The organism is Serratia sp. CY38905, assembly GCF_052168875.1.
Classification (GTDB): domain Bacteria; phylum Pseudomonadota; class Gammaproteobacteria; order Enterobacterales; family Enterobacteriaceae; genus Serratia; species Serratia sarumanii.
Genome location: NZ_JBJNLV010000014.1, coordinates 63,966 through 83,113 on the forward strand (window position 1 = coordinate 63,966; position 19,148 = coordinate 83,113).

Annotated in this window: 16 protein-coding genes; 5 read left to right on the plus strand and 11 right to left on the minus strand. The window is 60.2% G+C overall.

Going from position 1 to position 19,148, the window contains the following annotated elements; translation table 11 throughout:
* Positions 1-69: 69 nt before the first annotated feature.
* Together ACJ8MK_RS22195 and ACJ8MK_RS22200 are read right to left on the minus strand one after the other, a co-directional pair.
* Positions 70-1,320 carry a valine--pyruvate transaminase gene (locus tag ACJ8MK_RS22195; protein WP_033645138.1) on the minus strand — a complete coding sequence of 417 codons (1,251 nt, stop codon included), beginning with the start codon at positions 1,318-1,320 and terminating at the stop codon, positions 70-72.
* A 135-nt stretch (positions 1,321-1,455) separates the two neighbouring features.
* Positions 1,456-3,531 carry an alpha-amylase gene (locus tag ACJ8MK_RS22200; RefSeq protein WP_442518060.1) on the minus strand — a complete coding sequence of 692 codons (2,076 nt, stop codon included), beginning with the start codon at positions 3,529-3,531 and terminating at the stop codon, positions 1,456-1,458.
* A gap of 196 nt (positions 3,532-3,727) precedes the next feature.
* Here ACJ8MK_RS22200 and ACJ8MK_RS22205 point away from each other — a divergent pair, with 196 nt between their 5' ends.
* Entirely contained in the window at positions 3,728-3,880 is a 153-nt protein-coding gene (locus ACJ8MK_RS22205) for a hypothetical protein (RefSeq protein ID WP_019455508.1), read from the plus strand.
* 1 nt (position 3,881) lies between these two features.
* On the opposite strand, the gene ghrB is transcribed toward ACJ8MK_RS22205, so the two are convergent.
* The 8 genes from ghrB to ACJ8MK_RS22245 form a co-directional block, all read right to left on the minus strand.
* Positions 3,882-4,859, minus strand: coding sequence for a glyoxylate/hydroxypyruvate reductase GhrB (gene ghrB / locus ACJ8MK_RS22210; RefSeq protein WP_016929588.1), 978 nt, complete (start codon positions 4,857-4,859; stop codon positions 3,882-3,884).
* Between the two features lie 72 nt (positions 4,860-4,931).
* Positions 4,932-6,200: an MFS transporter gene (locus ACJ8MK_RS22215; RefSeq protein WP_033636543.1), complete on the minus strand. Its 1,269-nt coding sequence runs from the start codon at positions 6,198-6,200 to the stop codon at positions 4,932-4,934.
* Positions 6,201-6,340: 140 nt separating this feature from the next.
* The gene (locus tag ACJ8MK_RS22220) at positions 6,341-7,306 is read right to left on the minus strand and encodes a sugar kinase (protein WP_033649579.1); all 966 of its coding nucleotides are present in this window, start codon (positions 7,304-7,306) and stop codon (positions 6,341-6,343) included.
* 7 nt (positions 7,307-7,313) lie between these two features.
* The gene (locus tag ACJ8MK_RS22225; RefSeq protein WP_033636544.1) at positions 7,314-8,066 is read right to left on the minus strand and encodes a sugar phosphate isomerase/epimerase family protein; all 753 of its coding nucleotides are present in this window, start codon (positions 8,064-8,066) and stop codon (positions 7,314-7,316) included.
* Between the two features lie 166 nt (positions 8,067-8,232).
* Positions 8,233-9,267, minus strand: coding sequence for a LacI family DNA-binding transcriptional regulator (locus ACJ8MK_RS22230; RefSeq protein ID WP_442518061.1), 1,035 nt, complete (start codon positions 9,265-9,267; stop codon positions 8,233-8,235).
* A 124-nt stretch (positions 9,268-9,391) separates the two neighbouring features.
* The gene (locus tag ACJ8MK_RS22235; RefSeq protein ID WP_442518062.1) at positions 9,392-10,054 is read right to left on the minus strand and encodes an OmpA family lipoprotein; all 663 of its coding nucleotides are present in this window, start codon (positions 10,052-10,054) and stop codon (positions 9,392-9,394) included.
* A 249-nt stretch (positions 10,055-10,303) separates the two neighbouring features.
* Positions 10,304-10,756 (minus strand): N-acetyltransferase, encoded by a 453-nt coding sequence (locus ACJ8MK_RS22240; RefSeq protein ID WP_041037311.1) that lies wholly within the window; start codon positions 10,754-10,756, stop codon positions 10,304-10,306.
* Positions 10,753-11,319: a DNA-3-methyladenine glycosylase I gene (locus ACJ8MK_RS22245; RefSeq protein ID WP_033636547.1), complete on the minus strand. Its 567-nt coding sequence runs from the start codon at positions 11,317-11,319 to the stop codon at positions 10,753-10,755. The genes ACJ8MK_RS22240 and ACJ8MK_RS22245 overlap by 4 nt, the downstream gene beginning before the upstream one ends.
* 196 nt (positions 11,320-11,515) lie before the next feature.
* On the opposite strand from ACJ8MK_RS22245, the gene ACJ8MK_RS22250 reads away from it, so the two are divergent.
* Together ACJ8MK_RS22250 and ACJ8MK_RS22255 are read left to right on the plus strand one after the other, a co-directional pair.
* Entirely contained in the window at positions 11,516-13,504 is a 1,989-nt protein-coding gene (locus ACJ8MK_RS22250) for an autotransporter outer membrane beta-barrel domain-containing protein (protein ID WP_442518063.1), read from the plus strand.
* Between the two features lie 592 nt (positions 13,505-14,096).
* Positions 14,097-14,843 (plus strand): helix-turn-helix transcriptional regulator, encoded by a 747-nt coding sequence (locus ACJ8MK_RS22255; protein ID WP_049211658.1) that lies wholly within the window; start codon positions 14,097-14,099, stop codon positions 14,841-14,843.
* Here ACJ8MK_RS22255 and ACJ8MK_RS22260 read toward each other — a convergent pair.
* The gene (locus ACJ8MK_RS22260; protein ID WP_079656089.1) at positions 14,790-15,464 is read right to left on the minus strand and encodes an acyl-homoserine-lactone synthase; all 675 of its coding nucleotides are present in this window, start codon (positions 15,462-15,464) and stop codon (positions 14,790-14,792) included. The two genes, ACJ8MK_RS22255 and ACJ8MK_RS22260, sit on opposite strands and share 54 nt — an antisense overlap.
* 498 nt (positions 15,465-15,962) lie before the next feature.
* On the opposite strand from ACJ8MK_RS22260, the gene glyQ reads away from it, so the two are divergent.
* Positions 15,963-16,880, plus strand: a complete 918-nt coding sequence (gene glyQ / locus ACJ8MK_RS22265; protein ID WP_004933966.1) for a glycine--tRNA ligase subunit alpha — start codon at positions 15,963-15,965, stop codon at positions 16,878-16,880.
* A gap of 9 nt (positions 16,881-16,889) precedes the next feature.
* Positions 16,890-18,959, plus strand: a complete 2,070-nt coding sequence (glyS, locus tag ACJ8MK_RS22270) for a glycine--tRNA ligase subunit beta (protein ID WP_103830149.1) — start codon at positions 16,890-16,892, stop codon at positions 18,957-18,959.
* Positions 18,960-19,148: the final 189 nt, after the last annotated feature.

Consider the following 19,148-nt stretch of genomic DNA (forward strand, 5'->3'; position numbering starts at 1 on the left):
CCCTCCAAAAAAAAGATATACGATATATGCATCGTATATCTTTATCGGTCGATTTTCAATCAGCTGGCGTTAGCCTTCCTGATGCGCGCGTTCGATCTCTTCCGCCAGGATCGCCACGCCGCGCTCGATTTTCTCCGGATCGGGCACGTAGTTCATGCGCATGCACTGGTGGGTGTGCGGCCATTCGTGCTCCAGCCCCGGGAAGAAGTAGTGGCCCGGCACCATCAGCACGCCGCGCTTTTTCAGGCGCTGATACAGTACTTCGGTGGTGATCGGCAGATCTTTGAACCACAGCCAGAGGAAGATAGCCCCTTCCGGTTTGTGGATCAGGCAGCGCTCCGGCGACAGGTAGCGGCGGATAATCTCGATGGTGTGCTCGACGCGCTGTTTGTAGAACGGGCGAATCACCTCGTTCGACAGGCGCAGCAGATCGCCGCGCGCGATCATTTCCGTCGCCATCGCTGGCCCCATGCTGCCCGGCGACAGGCTGATGATGCCGTTCATGTTGGTCAGCGCGGTGATCACCTTCTCGTCGGCGATCACGATGCCGCAGCGCGAGCCCGGCAGGCCGAGCTTGGACAGGCTCATGCACAGGATGGTATTCGGGTTCCACAGCGGCGTGGCGTCGCTGAAGATGATGCCGGGGAACGGCACGCCGTAGGCGTTGTCGATCACCAACGGAATGTCGCGCTGCTGCGCCAGCAGGTCGAGCTTCATCAGCTCTTCGTCGGTGATCACGTTGCCGGTCGGGTTGGTTGGCCGTGAAACGCAGATCATGCCGATGTCGTCGCCGATGGTGAGGTGTTCGAAATCAACGTGATATTTGAACTGGCCGTCCGGCAGCAGCTCGATGTTCGGTTTGGCGGAGACGAACAGCCCTTCGTCCAGCCCGGCGTCGGCATAGCCGATGTATTCCGGCGCCAGCGGGAACAGCACGCGGCGGCGCGAACCGTCGGCGTAGCGGCCGGCGAACAGGTTGAACAAGTAGAAAAACGCGCTTTGGCTGCCGTTAGTCAGTGCAATATTCTGTGGCGAAATCTCCCAGCCGAGCTCGTCGCGCAGCAGATTGGCCAGCGCTTTCAGCAGCGCGTCCTTGCCTTGCGGGCCGTCGTAGTTGCACAGCGCTTCGGTCAGTTTGCCCTGGTCGAGCATCTCCTGGCACAGCTGTTTGAAGTAGGCTTCCATCTCTGGGATCTGCGCCGGGTTGCCGCCGCCGAGCATGATGGCACCGGGGGTGCGCAGGCCTTCGTTCAGGTCGTCCATCAAACGGGTAATGCCCGCATAACGGGTAAATTTTTCGCCGAAAAGTGAGAAAGTCATAGGTGCAGCAGTACTGTTTCTTAGCAGGTAATCCCCCACCATACCGCCAGACAAACCCCGCTGCAATGCGGCCGACAAATCGGCCAATGGGCACAAACTTCGCTCATTGGCCGATTGGTAGCATATTACGCTGGATTATTGTGACCGTTCGCCGGCCCACACCACCATCACCTTATCGTCGCCGAGCCGGCGGCTGAAGGCATAATAGGCGGCATGCGGTTGCGGGGTTTGCACGCCGGCGCCGATCGCCGGATGGCGAGCGCGGAACTGCCCCAACCGTTGCCAGTGGGCCAGCAGCGGGGCTTTTTCCCCCGGCAGCTCACGCCAGTTCATGTCGGAGCGGGTGCCCTGCAGCGGATCGGAACCGGTGGGGCCGAGCGGGCGGCCGCTTTCATCGCCGTAGTAAATCTGCACCGCGCCCGGCGCCAGCAACAGCAGGTTCGCCGCCCGCTGTTGCAGCGGCAGCGAGCCTTTGGCGTCGCTGGCGAAGAACAGCCGGGTGTCGTGTGAAGAGAGGTAGCTCAGCACGTTGAAATCCTGCAGCCGCTCGGCCATCTGCCGGTAGGTGGCATCAATGTCGGCAAAGCAGCCCAATGCCTGCGCCGCCTGGTCCTGGAAGTCGAAGTTGATCATCGCGTCGAAGCCGTTTTGGTAATAGTCGCTTTTCATCACCCCGTGGCCCCAGGCCTCGCCGGTCATCCAAAACGGCGCGTCATCCAGCGCCTGCTGCGGATGATCCGCTTTCCACGCCGCCAATGCCGCCGTGGCGCGCTGCTTCAACAGCGCCAGCGTCGGTTTTTCCACGTGCTTGGCGGTATCGACGCGAAAACCGTCGATGCCGTAATCGCGCACCCACTGGCTGAGCCAGACGGTCAGGTAATCGCGGGTGGTGGCGCCGGGCATGTCGCGCGCGGCGGTGTCGGGTTTGTGGCGATAGAACAGCGGCAGGCCGCTGGCGCCGGGCGCTTCGGTTTTGATGTCCGGCAGGAAGGCCAGCGACATCGTCAGATCGTCATAGCCCGGTGAGTCATAGTCGCCGATGTCGGTGCGGATCCAGTTTTTCCCCCACCATTGGCGCCAGCCCGCCTTGTCGCTGAAGTTGATGTAGTCGTTGAAACTGTGCCAGTTTTGCCCTGGCCCTGGCCCTGGCCCGGGGCGCCAGTCGCCCCAGTTTTTCCCCAGGGTTTTCTCCACCTCCGCGCCTTGCAGATACAGCGAGCCGAAGTGAAACGTCTGCATATCTGCCAGCGTGGCGTAACCGACATGGTTCACCACCACGTCGAACAGAATGCGAATGCCGCGCCGATGCGCTTGCTCGACCAGCGTGCGCAGCTCCTGTTCGGTGCCCATGTTGGCGTCGAGGCGAGTCCAGTCGAGCGCGTAATAGCCGTGATAGGCGTAATGCGGGAAATCGCCTTTGGTGCCGCCGCCGACCCAGCCGTGGATCTGCTCCAGCGGCGAGCTGATCCACAAGGCGTTGACGCCGAGCTGCTGCAGATAATCCAGTTTTTGCGTCAGGCCGGCCAGATCGCCGCCGTGAAAGGTGCCTATTTCCTGCAGGCCGTCGCTGCGGCGCCCGTAGCTGTGGTCATTGGCCGGATTGCCGTTCTCAAAGCGATCGGTCAGCACGAAGTAGACCGTGGCGTTATGCCAGCTGAACGCCGCCGGTTTCGCCGTGGTGGCGGACTCCAGCAGCAACAGGCCGCCGCTGGCGGCGGCGGGCTGCAGCGTGATTTTTCCCTGGTTCACCTGCGCCGTTTGGCCGGAATAGAAATCGCGCAGCGTTTCGCCTTCGGCGAAGGTGGAGGCGACGTCGACCGTGACCGGTTTGCCGTCCCAGCGCGGGCAGCTGCGGGCAACAACGGCGGCGCTTTCCGGCGCACTGCGCAGGCTGAGCTGCAGCGTCGGCGTGCCGCTGCGGGTGTCGATGCGCACCTGATAGTCGCCGGCGCGGAACTGTCGCCAGCTGGCCGGCGGATGGGCGCCGCAGGGCTGCAGCGACAGCGTCTGGTTAAGCTTCACCGCCTCGGCCGGCTGCCAACAGTGGTTATCCTGATACAGGCGCAGCGGCAGCTGGCCTTTGGGCAGCGCGGCCTGGCTGGTAAACAGCCCGGCGGCAGTTTCGTCGAAGGCCGGGAAACCCGGCAGCGTCCAGCCGGCCAGCGCCGAAGGCGACAGCAGCATCAACAAGGGCAGGGGTAACAGTTTCATGGCTCTCCTTACGCGCGGCAGGAAGCGTTTTTCTCGCAGGGTAGCGCCCAGTGTGGCAAACGGCGGAAAAATAGCCTCCTCCCTGCGAGGGTTTTTCGGGGAGGAGAGAAAGGGCGGAGCGTTTTCGGATTGATTCGGCTTGGCTTTGCGCGCGCGCTGCGGCAGATTAAACGATGAACATCAAAGGAGGTTAGCGATGACGGACAAAAACTGGCGAGAAGAGATCGTTCAGGCAATTCAGGATGCCGAATTGCAGCACTTCGCCGAAGAACATCAGCTGCAGGCGCTGTTCGCGCCGCAGCAGGAAGAGCAACACGGCCGGTTATCCGCAGACCACCGGCCGCGCTGAGTTATTTCCGCAACAGCTGCGGGTTGACGCAGTTTTCTTTCACCGTGCCGGTCAACGCGGCGATCAAATTATCCACCGCGCAGGCGGCCATGCCGTAGCGCGTTTCATGGGTGGCGGAGCCGATGTGCGGCAACGCCACCACGTTCGGCATGCTGAGCAGCGGTGAGTTGGCCGGCAGCGGCTCTTTCTCGAACACGTCCAACCCGGCGGCGTGGATCACGCCGTTTTGCAGCGCTTCGATCAGCGCCTGCTCATCCACGACCGGCCCGCGGCCGGCGTTGATCAGAATGCCGCTTTTCTTCATCTTCGCCAGCTGATCGCGGCCGATCATGTGGAAGGTTTGTTCGGTCAGCGGCAGCGTGATGCAAACGAAATCCGACTCGGCCAGCAGGGTATCCAGATCGCAGCGGCGCGCGTTAAAGCGCTGCTCCGCCTCTTCGTGCGTGCGGCGGGCGTTGTACAGCACCGGCATGCCGAAGCCGAAGTGCGCGCGCTGCGCCAGCGCCAGGCCGATGCGCCCCATGCCGAGGATGCCGATGGTTTTATGGTGCACGTCGACGCCGAACCAGTCCGGCCCGATGCTGCCGCGCCATTCGCCGGCCTTCACCCGCTCCGCCACTTCCACCACCCGGCGCGCGGTCGCCAGCACCAGGCTCATGATGGTGTCGGCGACGGTTTCGGTCAGCACCGTCGGGGTGTGCATCAGCAGCACGTTATGGGCGTTGAGCGCCTCGACGTCGAAGTTGTCGTAGCCGACGGAAACGGTCGAGGCCGCGCGCAGTTTGGGCGCCTGCTGCAGGAAGGCTTCGTCAATTTTACCGCCGGAACCGATGATCCCTTCGGCCTGCTGCAGCGCCTGGCGCAGTTCGTCGCGGTTCTCCGGCTGCAGGCCGTTGAAGGCGTGCACGGTGAAGTGCTGTTCCAGCCGTTCACGCAGATCGGCGGGCAGGCTTTTGTACAATACGATAGAAGGCTTCATCACGAACTCCAGCTGGGCCAAAGGGGGCATGGCGCCCCCCGGTTGGGTTAACAGATAAAAAGTATAACCGGATCAAGCCAATTGCGGCTGGATCTCGTTGCGGGCGGGTTTGACGATCAGCGTCAACACCACCGCCACCACCAGTGCGATGGCCATAAACATGTAAGAGGCCGCCGGGCTGCCGGTGGCGCCATTCAGATAGCCGACGAACCACGAACCGAAGAACGACCCCAGCGCGCCCATGCTGTTGATCAGCGCCATGGCGCCCCCGGCGACGTTTTTCGGCAGCATTTCCGGAATGATGGCGAAGAACGGCCCGTAGGGGGCGTACATCGCGGCGCCGGCGACCACCAGCAGGCCGTAGGAGATCCAGAAGTGGTTGGCGCCGACGGCGTAAGAGCCGAAGAACGCCAGCGCGCCGATCAGCAGCAGCGGCCAGACGAACAGCTTGCGGTTTTGCATTTTGTCCGACGCCCAGGAGACCACGATCATGGCGATGGTCGCCGCCAGGTAAGGCACCGCCGACAGCCAGCCGGCTTCCACCATGCCCATCTGCATGCCGCTGCGCAGGATGGAAGGCAGCCACAGCACGAAGCCGTACACGCCGATGCTCCAGGCGAAGTACTGCACGCACAGCAGGATCACGTTGCGCGAACGGAAGGCTTCGCCGTAGTTGCGCACGGCCTTGATGCCTTTCTGCTCTTCGTCCAACTGCTGTTGCAGCGCCTGTTTCTCATCGGCACTCAACCAGCCGGCCTGCGCCGGTTTGTCTTTCGCCAGCACCCACCAGCAGAACGCCCAGATAACCGCCGGAATGCCCTCGATGATGAACATTTCACGCCAGCCGAAGGCGTGGATCAGGTAGCCGGACACCACCGACATCCACAGCACCGTCACCGGGTTGCCGAGGATCAGGAAGGTATTGGCGCGTGAGCGCTCCGATTTGGTGAACCAGTTGCTGATGTAGATCAGCATCGCCGGCATTACCGCCGCTTCCACCACGCCGAGGATAAAGCGGATGGCGGCCAGCATCGGAATATTGCTCACCACGCCGGTCAGCGAGGCGCAGCCGCCCCACAGGATCAGGCACCAGAAGATCAGTTTTTTGACGCTGCGACGTTCGGCGTAGATGGCGCCGGGAATTTGGAAGAAGAAATAACCGAGGAAAAACAGCGCGCCCAGCAGCGAGGACATGCCTTTGGTGATGCCGAGATCTTCATTGATGCCGGCGGCAGAGGCGAAGCTGAAGTTGGCGCGATCGAGATAGGCCAGGCTGTAGGTGATAAACACGATGGGCATGATGTACCACCAGCGTTTGGCCGCGACAGTCGCTTTGTTCATGTTCAGTATCCTTCAGTGGTGTTGCGTCCCCTTCGCCCGGCACGCTGGGCATGCAAGAGGAAGGGGCAGATGCTCTCCCGACGCGTCCCGGTTGTAGGGCCAGAGGCTGACGTCATGCGGAGAAGTCGTTTTTTTTATTGTTATTCGGCCAGCGCCGCGCGGGTCGGCAGGCCCTCGCTGTCGCCGATGGCCTGGATCGCCAGCGAACCGATTTTGTTGCCGCGCTGCACCGCCTGTATCAGCGTTTTGCCTTCCAGCAGGGCGCTGAGGGTGCCGACGGCAAAGCCGTCACCGGCGCCGACGGTATCCACCACGTTGTCGACCTTGACCGCGGCCACCGCCGCCTTGTCGCCGGCGGCGGTTTTAAACCAGGCGCCGTCCGGGCCGGTTTTGATGATCACCGCCTGCACGCCGCGCTCCAGATAGAAATCGGCGATGCCTTCCGGCGTCGATTGGCCGGTGAGGATCTGCCCCTCTTTCAGCCCCGGCAGCACCCAGTCGGCGGCGAACGCCAGCTGGTTCAACTGCTCGATCATCACCTCGCGGCTGGGCCACAGCACCGGGCGCAGATTGGGATCGAATGAAATGGTTTTGCCCATGGCGCGCATCTCGCGCGCCGCATGGTGGCACAGCGCCAGCGATTCGCTGGACAGCGCCGCCGCCACGCCGCTCAGGTGCAGGTGGCGGGCGGAGCCGAAATACTCAGGGTTGAAATCGGCGACCGACAGGTGGCTGGCCGCCGAGCCTTTGCGGAAGTATTCCACGCTGGGATCGGTACCATCGGCGGTTTTGGATTTCACCTGAAAGCCGGTGGGATAGTGGCCGTCGACCGTCACCTGCCGGTAGTTGATGCCTTCTTTTTTCAGCTGCTGCAGGGTGAAGCGGCCGAACGAATCGTTGCCGACGCGGCTGACCCAGCCGACATTCATGCCCAGGCGCGCCAGGCCGATCGCCACGTTCAGCTCGGCGCCGGCGATGCGTTTGGTGAAGGTTTCCACCTCCGCCAAATCGCCGGTTTGCGCCGCCACGAACATCGCCATGGCTTCGCCCAGCGTGACCACATCCAGGGGCGCCTGCTGCGCCGTCGTTGCCGTTAACGTTGTCATCATGGGGTTACTCCGCACGCAAAATATTGACGTAATGGCGGGTGACGGCTTCCAGATCATCGCCCTGCAACGGGAATTCGATGCCGCGCGGCGCATCGTGCGGCAGGCGGGCCAGCAGATCGCGCCAGCTGCCGTCGGTATCGTCCAGCGCGACGGCGCGCCAGCCGCGCGGGCCTTGGGTGGCGGCTTTGACGTGCACGTAACCGACGTGGCGGGCCAGGCGTTCGGCGGCGGCGAAAGCGTCTTGCCCCACCCATAGCCAGTTGGCCATATCGAAGGTCATGCTGACCGGCAGGTGGCTATCTTCCGCGGCGTGGAAAAAGGCGTTCAGCATCGACAAAATGCCGCAGTCCGGCGTCTGATCGTTTTCGACCACCAGTTTGACCGGGTGCTGCTCCAGCGCCACTTTCAGCTCGGTAAAATCAAAACCGGGGCGGAAATGGCCGAGGGACAACTTCAGCTGGCGCGCGTTCAGCGCCTGCGCTTCCGCCAGCAGCGCCGCCAGGTTGGGGTTCAGCGTATGTTGCGGGGTGAACAGCGCCTCAGGGGCGGAGTAGACGGCGAACAGCTGTTGGCGTTCGATTTCTTGCGCCAGGGCCGGCAGGCTGTCCAATTCGCCGGCGGCGAACAGTTCGCGGCGGATCTCCACCCCGTCGGCGCCCGCGCCGGCGATGATGGGCAACAGCGCGCGCTGGCCGCCGTATTGTTTGACGGTATCGGTGCCGTAGGCGCCGGTGACCACGATGATTTCTGTTTTCATTTTGACTCCTGAGGCGGCATTGTCGCCGCCGCTGCTGTTACCGGTACGTTAAATGGAACCGGTTCCAGCGAAAAGCGACAGAGTGTAAAAATATGATCGCAATCACGAAGCTGAGCAAAAAACAGCCGATGAGGGCGGGGCGGGCAACGGCCCCGGAGAAGGCGGGTTAGCGGGTGGTGGAGCCGCGGACGATCAGCTCGCCGGAGAACATCTGCTCGCCGCTGGGGGCTGCCAGGCCCTGAATGCGCTGCACCAGCCGCTCCAGCGCCGCGTGTCCCATTTGGTAGGTGGGCTGTTTCAGCGTGGTGATGCCGACGCCCGCCAGCTCCGCCCACTCCAGCTCGTCGAAGCCCAGCAGGCCGATGTCGTTGCCCCACTGGATGCCGAGCCGGCGCATGGCGCGCGCCACCTGCAGCGTCAGGGCGCCGTTGGCGGAGATCACCGCCTTGCGCATGCCGCGATGGCGGCCGCTGAAATCGCTCAGCACCTGCTCCAGCTTCTGCCGATCGTTGAGCGGCGTTTCGGCCTGCTCCGCCGACAGCGTGGGGTGCTGCGCCATGGTATGTCTGAAAGCGTGCAGGCGCTCGAGACGGGTATTGACCGTACCGAGCGGCTCGCTGAGGAATAAAATCGCTTCGAAACCTTGTTGCAGCAGGTGTTCGGTGGCGACGGTGGCGGCTTCGCGGTTGTTCAGGCCCACCACGTCGCAGGCGAAATCGGGGATTTTGCGGTCGATCAGCACCATCGGCAGCATCGACTGCTGCAGCGTGGATAACGCTTCCTCGCGCATGCCGACCGCGTTGACCACGATGCCCTCCACCCGGTAACTGCTGAGCAGCTGCAGGTAGTGCTGTTCCTGATTGACTTCGTTGTTGGTGTTACACACCAGCAGGGTAAAGCCGTGCTGGCGGCAGGCGGCCTCGATGCCGCGCATCACGTCCACCGAATAGGGGTTGGTGATATCGGCGAGGATCAGGCCGATCAGGCGGGTCTGGCCGCCCTTCAGGCTGCGCGCCATCTGGCTTGGCCGGTAGTCGAGCTGCTGGATCGCCTGTTCGATGCGCTGTTTGAGATCGTCGGAAAGCAGGTGCTGTTCACCATTCAGATAGCGCGACACGCTGGTCTTGCCGGTTTTGGCGATGCTGGCCACATCGCTGATGGTGGCGCGCCCTGAGGCGCGCGTTGCCTTGTCTGTGCTCACAGCCGATCCCTCCTGCGGTTAATTGCCAAGGAGACTACCATACCCGATGTGCGGGCGGGAATGTTGAAGGGTAAGGAGAAAGTCGCAGGGAGGCGGCGGGGCGCCGGTGGCGCCCCGCACGGGATTACTGCAGCGGGCTGAGGGTGATCTCGACGCGGCGGTTTTGCGCCTTGCCTTCCGCGGTGCTGTTGGAGGCGATCGGGTTGTCCGGACCGGCACCGGTGGTGCGGATACGGTTCGCCGCCACGCCCTGGGTGATCAGCGCGCTGGCTACGCCGTCGGCGCGCTGCTGCGACAGGTTCATGTTGAGCGAGCGGGAGCCGGTGCTGTCGGTGTAGCCGACAACGTTGACCGCGGTTTTCGGATACTCTTTCAGCACCATGGCGACGCCGGTCAGGGTGTTGGCGCCCGCCGGTTTCAGCGTGGCGCTGCTGCTGTCGAAGGTCACGTTGTTCGGCATGTTCAGCACGATGTTATCGCCCTGGCGGGTGACGCTGACGCCGGTGCCTTTCATCTTGTCGCGCAGTTTGGCTTCCTGCACGTCCATGTAATAGCCTGCGCCGCCGCCGAGGGCTGCACCGGCCGCTGCGCCGATCAGCGCGCCCTTGCCGCGATCTTTCTTGGAAGAGGACAGCATGCCGACACCGGCGCCCAGTGCGGCCCCGAGGCCCGCGCCGATGCCGGATTTACCGGCTTCGGATTCGCCGGTGTAAGGGTTGGTGGTACAGGCCGACAGCGCGAGCGTGAGGCTCACGGCGCCGGCAATAATTGCAATGCGTTTTTTCATGTTCTTGTCCTTAATGGCATCAGAATCTGTACGCGCCGGCCCAAAGCGGGGACGCAAAAAAAAGTGGGTGACGCAGGGAGCCCGCGTCGCCGCGCTACCTATGACGCGCGGTTTCGCCGGCAGTTCCGGAGAAAAACGTGACAAATGATGAGCGCGGGTAAGTGCTGGGGGAGTTATGCGGTAAAACGCCGGGCGGCGCTATGCAGCGGATTCTTAATTGTGCGCATCCGGAGTGCGGATGCGCCTTTTTTAAGCATAACAGGTTGAATTTTCGACTGCCGGCCAGTTCATGATCAGCGTATAGGCCTGGGTTTCATCATTGAACAGGCGCTGCGTCACCTGAAAACCGTGCCTATGGTAGAACGCGCAGGCGCGCAGGTTCTGCTGGTACACCTCCAGGCTGAGCCGGCGGTAGCGCTGCTGCACGTGCGTCATCAGCGCCTGGGCGACGCCGCGGCCGTGAAACGCCCGCTCGACAAACAGCGCGCCGATGAACTGCTCGTCCAGCACGCTGATAAAGCCGACGATCTCGTCGTCATGCCAGCAGGCCCAGCTTTGCGCGCGCGGCAGGTAGTTTTCACGCACCAGCGCGGCGCTCTCACGCCAGTATTTTTCCGCCACGAACGGATGAGCGGCGATGGTGCTGGGCAGCCACAGCGCCATCAGCCGGTCGATATCCTCCGGGCCACAGGGGCGGATCACCGTGGCTTTGGGTAGCACATGCATCCCGTGAGATGATCGTTCACCAGCCCGCTGGCCTGCATGAAGGCGTAACAAACGGTGGAGCCGATAAACTTGAAGCCGCGTTTTTTTAGCGCCTTGGACATGGCGTCGGACTGCTCGGTTTTGGCCGGCACCTGGTTCAGCGCCTGCCAGCGGTTGAGCTGCGGCCGGCCGCCGACGAAGTCCCAAATGAAGGTAACGAAATTCTCGCCGGCCGCCTCCATCGCCAGATAGGCTTTGGCGTTGGTGATGATGGCTTCTATCTTGCCGCGGTGGCGGATGATGCCGCTGTCCTGCAGCAGGTTTTCCACGTCCTGTTCGGTCATGGCGGCGACCCGCTGCGGATCGAAACCGTGGAAAGCGCGGCGGTAGTTCTCGCGCTTTTTCAGCACGGTGATCCAGGAAAGGCCGGCCTGTTGCCCCTCGAGGCACAGCATTTCAAACAGCTCGCGCGCGTCGGTGGTGGGCGCGCCCCATTCCTGGTCGTGATACTCGAGATACAACGGATCGGCCGTCACCCAACCGCAACGTTCGTCTGCCATCCTGACTGTCCTTATGCTGTATTTATGAACAGTAATCATCGCTCGAAGCGCCGAACTTGGCAAGCCTCTGATTGTTTTGTCATCAGCCCGCTTGACGTGACGAAAAAGCCGACAATAGTTACTACATGGCCGGTGGAAAACCGGCCAACGATAAAAACGACATTGCCTTCATTTGCAGGCTCTCAGGAGTCGATTCATGCCTCTAAAAATAACGTGCATGCCCCGCCCGGCGGCGCTTGCAGTGGCGTTGCTTTGCAGTGTGACCCTTCCGGCTCAGGCGTACGATCAACTCTACGTCTTTGGCGATAGCCTGAGCGATACCGGCAACAACGGCCGGTTCACCTATGACGGTAACCAGCACCTGCTGTACGACGAAGCGTTGGCGCAACGCATCGGGGCGGCGCTGGTGGCTTCGGACAACGGCGGTGAGAACTACGCCGCCGGCGGCGCCGTGGCGGTGCCGGGCCTGAACCCGGCCGACAACACCCAGGATCAGGTGCAGCGCTATCTGAACCGGGTCAACGGTCAGGCCGACGGCGACGGTTTGTACGTTCATTGGATCGGCGGCAACGATCTGGCGGCGGCGGCATTAAATGCCGCTACCGCGCCCGGCGTGGCCTATAACAGCGCCGCCGCGGCAGCCGCGCAGGTGCATTCGCTGCTGAACGCCGGCGCCGGCACGGTGATCGTGCCGACGGTGCCGAACATCGGCTCCACGCCGCAGCTGATGGAATTGATCATTCAACAGGCGCTGTCGCCGGTGCAGGGGGCGGCGATCCAGGCGGCCTATGCCACGCTTAATTCGGTGGCGACGCCAGACAACGTTTCACGCACGCAGGCGATCCACGCGGCGTTGGCCGCCGCGGCGAAGCAGGGCAGCGCCATTCCTCAGGTGCAGCAGGCGATCGCCACGCAGCTTATCGCGGCGTATGACAGCCTGAGCGCGCAGGCCGCCCAACTGACCGATTTCTATAATCAAAGTGAAGACCGTTTGCTGGCGCAGGGCGGCGGCAATATCGTGCGGGTGGACGTCAACAAGCTGTTCGCCGAAGCGATCGCCAATCCGGCGCAGTTCGGCTTCGCCAACACCGCCGGCATGGCTTGCCCGCCGGGCGTTTCCTCGGCGGTCTGCAGCTCCGATATGCCCGGCTTCGACGCCGGCCAGTCCTATCTGTTCTCCGACCATTTCCACCCGAGCCCGCAGGCGCACCTGCTGATTGCGGATTATATCCAGGCGGTGTTGGATGGCCCGGCGCAGGTGGTGGCGCTGAATCAGGCGACTGCGGCGATGGCGCGCGACAGCCGCGCCACGCTCGACAGCCGCTTCCAGCAGCTGCGCCACGGCGAAAACCCGCAGGGTTCGCTGGGCGTGTTCGGCGGTTACGCCGGCCAGCACTATGACTATGCCGATAACCGGGCGGCGGGGGACGGCAACGCCACCACCCACAACCTGACCGTCGGGGTGGACTATCAGCTGACCGACGGCTGGCTGATCGGCGCGTTGATCGCCGGTTCCAACGACGATCAACATCCTTCCAGCCGCTTTGATTACAAGGCGCGCGGGCTGCTGCTGTCGGCTTTCAGTTCACTGGCGATATTCGAGCAGGGCTGGGTCAACGCCGATTTGCACTATACGACGATGGATTATGACGAAATCCGCCGCAGCCTGCGGCTGGGGCCGCTGACGCGCACCGAAACCGGTTCGACCACCGGCAGGCAGTGGGGCGCGCGCGTGACCGCCGGCTATGACTTCCCGATCGCTTCTTACCTGACCACCGGGCCGGTGGCGCAGTTCGCCTGGGATTACAGCCGCGTTTCCGGCTACAGCGAAGATGGCGATGACAGCACCGCCATGCGCTTCAACGATCAAACCTACCACTCGCAGATCGGCGCGTTGGGCTGGCGGCTGGATACGCAATTCGGCGTGTTTAACCCTTATGCGGAAGTGAGTTATCAGCACCAGTTCGGCGACGACGTCTACCGCGCCGGCGGCGGCCTGAAATCGACGCAAACCTCGTTCACCCGCGACAGTGCGGGCCAGGACAAAAACTGGGTGGATGTCACGTTGGGGGCCAACATGCCGTTGACGGACAGGGTATCGGCCTTCGCCACCGTCTCGCAAACCGGCGGGCTGAGCAGCGGCGAGCAGTTTATGTATAACGTAGGCGTCAGCGCGCGCTTTTGAACGAATCGGACAGAGAATGAGGCTAATGGAAGGCGGGGTGGCAAGGCGGTGCATGTGAGTGAGACTGTACTTTAGTACAACTATCATTTGTCGCTAAAAGCTCTTATCGTTGTTGCATAACGATAAAATACAGCACTACAAAAAAAAACTGATCCTATAAAGGATCAGGTAGCCACTTGGCCAACACCAGGGAAAATTTTGGTTATTATTGTATATCCAAATCTTCACTGTCAATGGCTTTCTCCCTTCATCATTGGATGTGGGGCGTTTTTGCCTGCCTGCCTCATACCTCCCATCTTCAGCTCGACAGAACAATTTTTGTCAGATTCACGTCATGATGCTGAGTTGTTATGGTTTTGTTTTATTTGTGTTTATCCGCCGTGCTATGCCTTCTATCGGCCCTTCTTCAGTGAAGCGCTTATTTCACGATTAAATTAATTTCCCCTCCGAAATTATTTAAATTTACGCTTTAAAGCGCATGGCCATTATTAACGCATCCTCTATGTCTGCCAGATTAATTTACTTGGCAGCGCAACCGGGTTATACTCTTCTGCGTTTTATAGTATTGTTATTTCTTGAAGAGGATGGGTGAGTGTCTAACTTTTTTTTCAATAATGAAACCATTAATGCCTCTATCAAAGAAGAGTTGGAACGTGGTCTGAGTAAATACAATAATATAAAATATGCCTATGCTATAATGAATAAAAGAAATCCGGCTAATTTCTCAATCGTTTCCAATAGAACGGAGTGGTTTGAGTTTTATATCAAGAATAACTATCAGTTTATTGATCCCGTTTTGATTACCGCATCGCATAGAATTACCCCGTTTACCTGGGATAAAGATTTGGAAATTGGCTCAGGGTTAAAGTTGCCAAAGATTTTCGATATGGCTAAGAACTACAATATTATTAATGGATATACTTTTGTGTTGCACGATCATCATCATAATCTGGTGGTGTTATCCATTATGCTGGATAAGCATTGTGATACAGATGTTGAACAGCAGATTGACAATAATAAGGCCGAAATTCAAATGCTGCTGATTACCATGCACGGAAAAATGACGGCGCTCTACCAGGAAATGAGCACGCCTGCTGACTTTGAAAAGATGAATCAGCGGGAGTTTTTCTCCAAGCGTGAAAATGAGATTATTTACTGGGCGAGCTTAGGTAAGTCCTACCAAGAAATTGCACTTATCTTGGGAATAAAACTCACTACGGTAAAATATCACATTGGCAACGCTGTCAAAAAGCTTGGCGTCACCAATGCCAAACATGCCATCAGGTTAGGTGTGGAGCTGCAACTCATCCGGCCGCTTCTCGCAGATGCGGAAGGATAATGGCCATGCATCCAACGGGTTATCCCATTTTGTGGCGTGTTGGTTGATGCGCGCTAGCAATCTGTTCCGGTTGGCATCGTCTATCGGCATGTAGATCAGGTAAATATTTTTATTTTTCTCGGAACATCCGGTTTTTACCACCGAGATATGCCAGCCGGAACGTTGGAAAATGATGCGCATCGGGTGACTGATAATGGCGTAAATGCCTTCGTAGCCGCAGCTTCTTGCATAATTTATCATCGATAGAAAAAGCATGGCGCTAATCGGCGCTTGATGGAGTTGAAGTGCTTGAATGCGAGCCTTATCTATAAATAATCTGCTGGCTTCAACGTAATTTCCATCGGGGAGTTTTATATCGTTAAAGTAATTGTTGAACACACCATCGCTGATCATGTTTGGGTGTTTCGTTTCGATAAATCGCAAGCTGCAAATGACGTGATTCTGGTAGGTGCCGAAAATATAGGTGGCGTGACGATTGTCGTATTCGTCAAATTCCATGTTGTTTTCACAATTAACGAGCCAGTCTAAACGGTCTTTAAACGTTTTTTTTCTTAAAGAGAATAGTTCTTTCGATCTGTTATCTGGCAGCAAATTATAGTCTACGTCAAAGAGCTCTATCATTTTCAATCTTTTTCCTAAGCGACTTAAATGGTTTTTTAGCTGCGGCTGTCATTTGTTTTTATTATACTACCAGAGTCATTATGGCAAGTAAATTTCAGGCGGTGCGGCATCGGCGAGAATAAAGTAGTATATAACACTGAGTTATGTTTTTTTTCATTCTATTCACTTATTTGAATGTTTTTCAACACGCCTGTAGTTTGACGAAGAGGTGTCAAGCTGACGGTAGTAGAGCATGTAGGGTATGACGCGATATTTCTCTCAAGCAAACCAGTCGAGTCTGCGATAGCGGTGCTGTTGCCTCGCCCCTGAGGACGGTGGAGGCAGTACCGGGGATTTACCGCGCTGATGTCGCCGGCGGTTTCCGTGGCTGAAGGGTGAAAATCCAGCGCTTCTCGTCCCGATTCGCACTTGTTGCCGGATTCTGGCTGTATATCTTACGGTCAAAGGGTATACTGGCGCATTCCATCTAAATCCACTTGTATCGCGTGCGAATTCAACATGCAAAAGTTTGATACCAAGACCTTCCAGGGCCTGATCCTGACACTGCAGGATTATTGGGCGCGCCAGGGCTGCACCATCGTTCAACCATTGGACATGGAAGTCGGCGCGGGAACCTCACACCCGATGACGTGCCTGCGCGCACTGGGGCCGGAGCCGATGGCCGCCGCCTATGTGCAGCCATCCCGCCGCCCGACCGACGGCCGCTACGGTGAAAACCCGAACCGTCTGCAGCACTACTATCAGTTCCAGGTGGTGATTAAGCCATCGCCGGACAACATTCAGGAACTCTACCTGGGCTCGCTGAAAGAGCTGGGTCTGGATCCGACCATCCACGACATTCGCTTCGTGGAAGACAACTGGGAAAACCCGACGCTCGGCGCCTGGGGCCTGGGTTGGGAAGTGTGGCTGAACGGCATGGAAGTGACGCAGTTCACCTACTTCCAGCAGGTCGGCGGCCTGGAGTGCAAGCCGGTGACCGGCGAGATCACCTACGGCCTGGAGCGCCTGGCGATGTACATCCAGGGCGTGGACAGCGTATATGATCTGGTGTGGAGCAACGGCCCGCTGGGCGTCACCACCTACGGCGACGTGTTCCACCAGAACGAAGTGGAGCAGTCCACCTACAACTTCGAATACGCCGATGTCGACTTCCTGTTCTCCTGCTTCGAGCAGTACGAGAAAGAAGCCCAATCGCTACTGGCGCTGGAAAAACCGCTGCCGCTGCCGGCCTACGAACGCATCCTGAAGGCGGGCCATACCTTCAACCTGCTGGACGCGCGCAAGGCGATTTCGGTGACCGAGCGTCAACGCTACATTCTGCGCATCCGCACGCTGACCAAAGCCGTTGCCGAAGCCTACTACGCTTCCCGCGAAGCGCTGGGCTTCCCGATGTGCAACAAGAAGAACGAGAACTAAGAGGCAGCCATGACTCAACAGACTTTCCTGGTGGAAATCGGCACGGAAGAGCTGCCGCCGAAGGCTCTTCGTTCCCTGGCGGAATCTTTCGCCGCCAACTTCACCGCCGAGCTGGACAACGCCGGCCTGGAACACGGTGACGTGAGCTGGTTCGCCGCACCGCGCCGCCTGGCGCTGAAAGTGGCCAACCTGAGCGCGGCGCAGGCCGATCGCGAAATTGAAAAACGCGGCCCGGCGATCGCCCAGGCGTTCGACGCCGAAGGCAAACCGAGCAAAGCGGCCGAAGGCTGGGCGCGCGGCTGCGGCATCACCGTCGATCAGGCTGAACGCCTGGTGACCGACAAGGGCGAGTGGTTGATGTACCGCGCCCACGTCAAAGGCCAGTCGGCGCAGGCGCTGCTGGCCGGCATGGTCAGCACCGCGCTGGCTAAACTGCCGATTCCGAAACTGATGCGTTGGGGCGACTCCGACGTGCAGTTCGTGCGTCCGGTGCACACCGTCACGATGCTGCTGGGCGCCGATCTGATCCCGGGCACCGTGCTGGGCATCGACTCTGCGCGCACCGTGCGCGGCCACCGCTTCATGGGCGAAGCCGAGTTCACCCTCGACAACGCCGACCAATACCCGCAGATCCTGCTGGAGCGCGGCAAAGTGGTCGCCGATTATGAAGCGCGTAAAGCCTTCATCAAGCGCGACGCCGAGCTGGCGGCGCAGAAGATTGGCGGCAAGGCCGATCTGAGCGACAGCCTGCTGGAAGAAGTGGCCTCGCTGGTGGAATGGCCGGTGGTGCTGACCGCCAAATTCGAAGAGAAATTCCTGGCGGTGCCGGCGGAAGCGCTGGTGTACACCATGAAGGGCGACCAGAAGTATTTCCCGGTGTACGACGCCGCGGGCAAACTGCTGCCGAACTTTATCTTCGTGGCCAACATCGAGTCGAAAGACCCGCAGCAGATCATCTCCGGTAACGAGAAAGTGGTGCGTCCGCGTCTGGCCGACGCCGAGTTCTTCTTCAATACCGACCGCAAGAAACGCCTGGAAGACAACCTGCCGCGCCTGGAAACCGTGCTGTTCCAACAGCAGCTGGGCACCCTGCGCGACAAGACCGACCGCATTCAGGCGCTGGCGGGCTGGGTTGCCGGCCAGATCGGCGCCGACGTCAACCACGCCACCCGCGCGGGCCTGCTGTCGAAGTGCGACCTGATGACCAACATGGTGTTCGAATTCACCGACACCCAGGGCGTGATGGGCATGCACTACGCGCGCCACGACGGTGAGGCGGAAGACGTCGCCGTTGCGCTGAACGAGCAGTATCAGCCGCGCTACGCCGGCGATGCGCTGCCGCAGTCGCTGGTGGCCTGTTCCCTGGCGATCGCCGACAAGATGGACACCCTGGCCGGCATCTTCGGCATCGGGCAGCATCCGAAAGGCGATAAAGACCCGTTCGCGCTGCGCCGCGCCGCGCTGGGCGTATTGCGCATCATCGTCGAGAAAAACCTGCCGCTGGATCTGCAGACCCTGACCGAAGAGGCCGTGCGCCTGTACGGCAGCAAGCTGACCAACGCCAAGGTGGTCGACGAGGTGGTGGAATTCATGCTGGGCCGCTTCCGCGCCTGGTATCAGGAGGAAGGCCACGCTGTCGATACCATTCAGGCGGTGCTGGCGCGCCGTCCGACCAAGCCGGCCGACTTCGACGCGCGCGTCAAGGCGGTCTCCCACTTCCGTACGCTGGAAGCGGCGGCGGCGCTGGCTGCGGCCAACAAACGCGTCTCCAACATTCTGGCCAAGTCTACCGAAACGCTGAACGACAGCGTGCGCGCCTCGGTGCTGAAGGATGCAGCGGAGATCCAGCTGGCGACTCACCTGGTGGTGCTGCGCGACAAGCTGCAGCCGTACTTCGCGGCGGGCAACTACCAGGAAGCGCTGGTGGAGCTGGCTGCGCTGCGCGAGCCGGTGGATGCGTTCTTCGACAACGTGATGGTAATGGCGGACGATGCGGAAGTGCGCGTGAACCGTCTGACGCTGTTGAGCAAGCTGCGCGAACTGTTCCTGCAGGTGGCGGATATCTCCGTGCTGCAGTAAGTGGCCTCTCTGCTGTGAAAAGGCGCCTGCGGGCGCCTTTTTTTATTTCCGTTTCCTGGGGGCGAAGGCAAGGTCGCCTGGCGACTTGGGGGGCGACTTGGGGGGCGACTTGGGGAAATTGAAGCGTCCGGTCGCCGACGGCAATGAACCTCAGTGCGTTTTGCGCACGATTTTCAACCGCATCCGGCC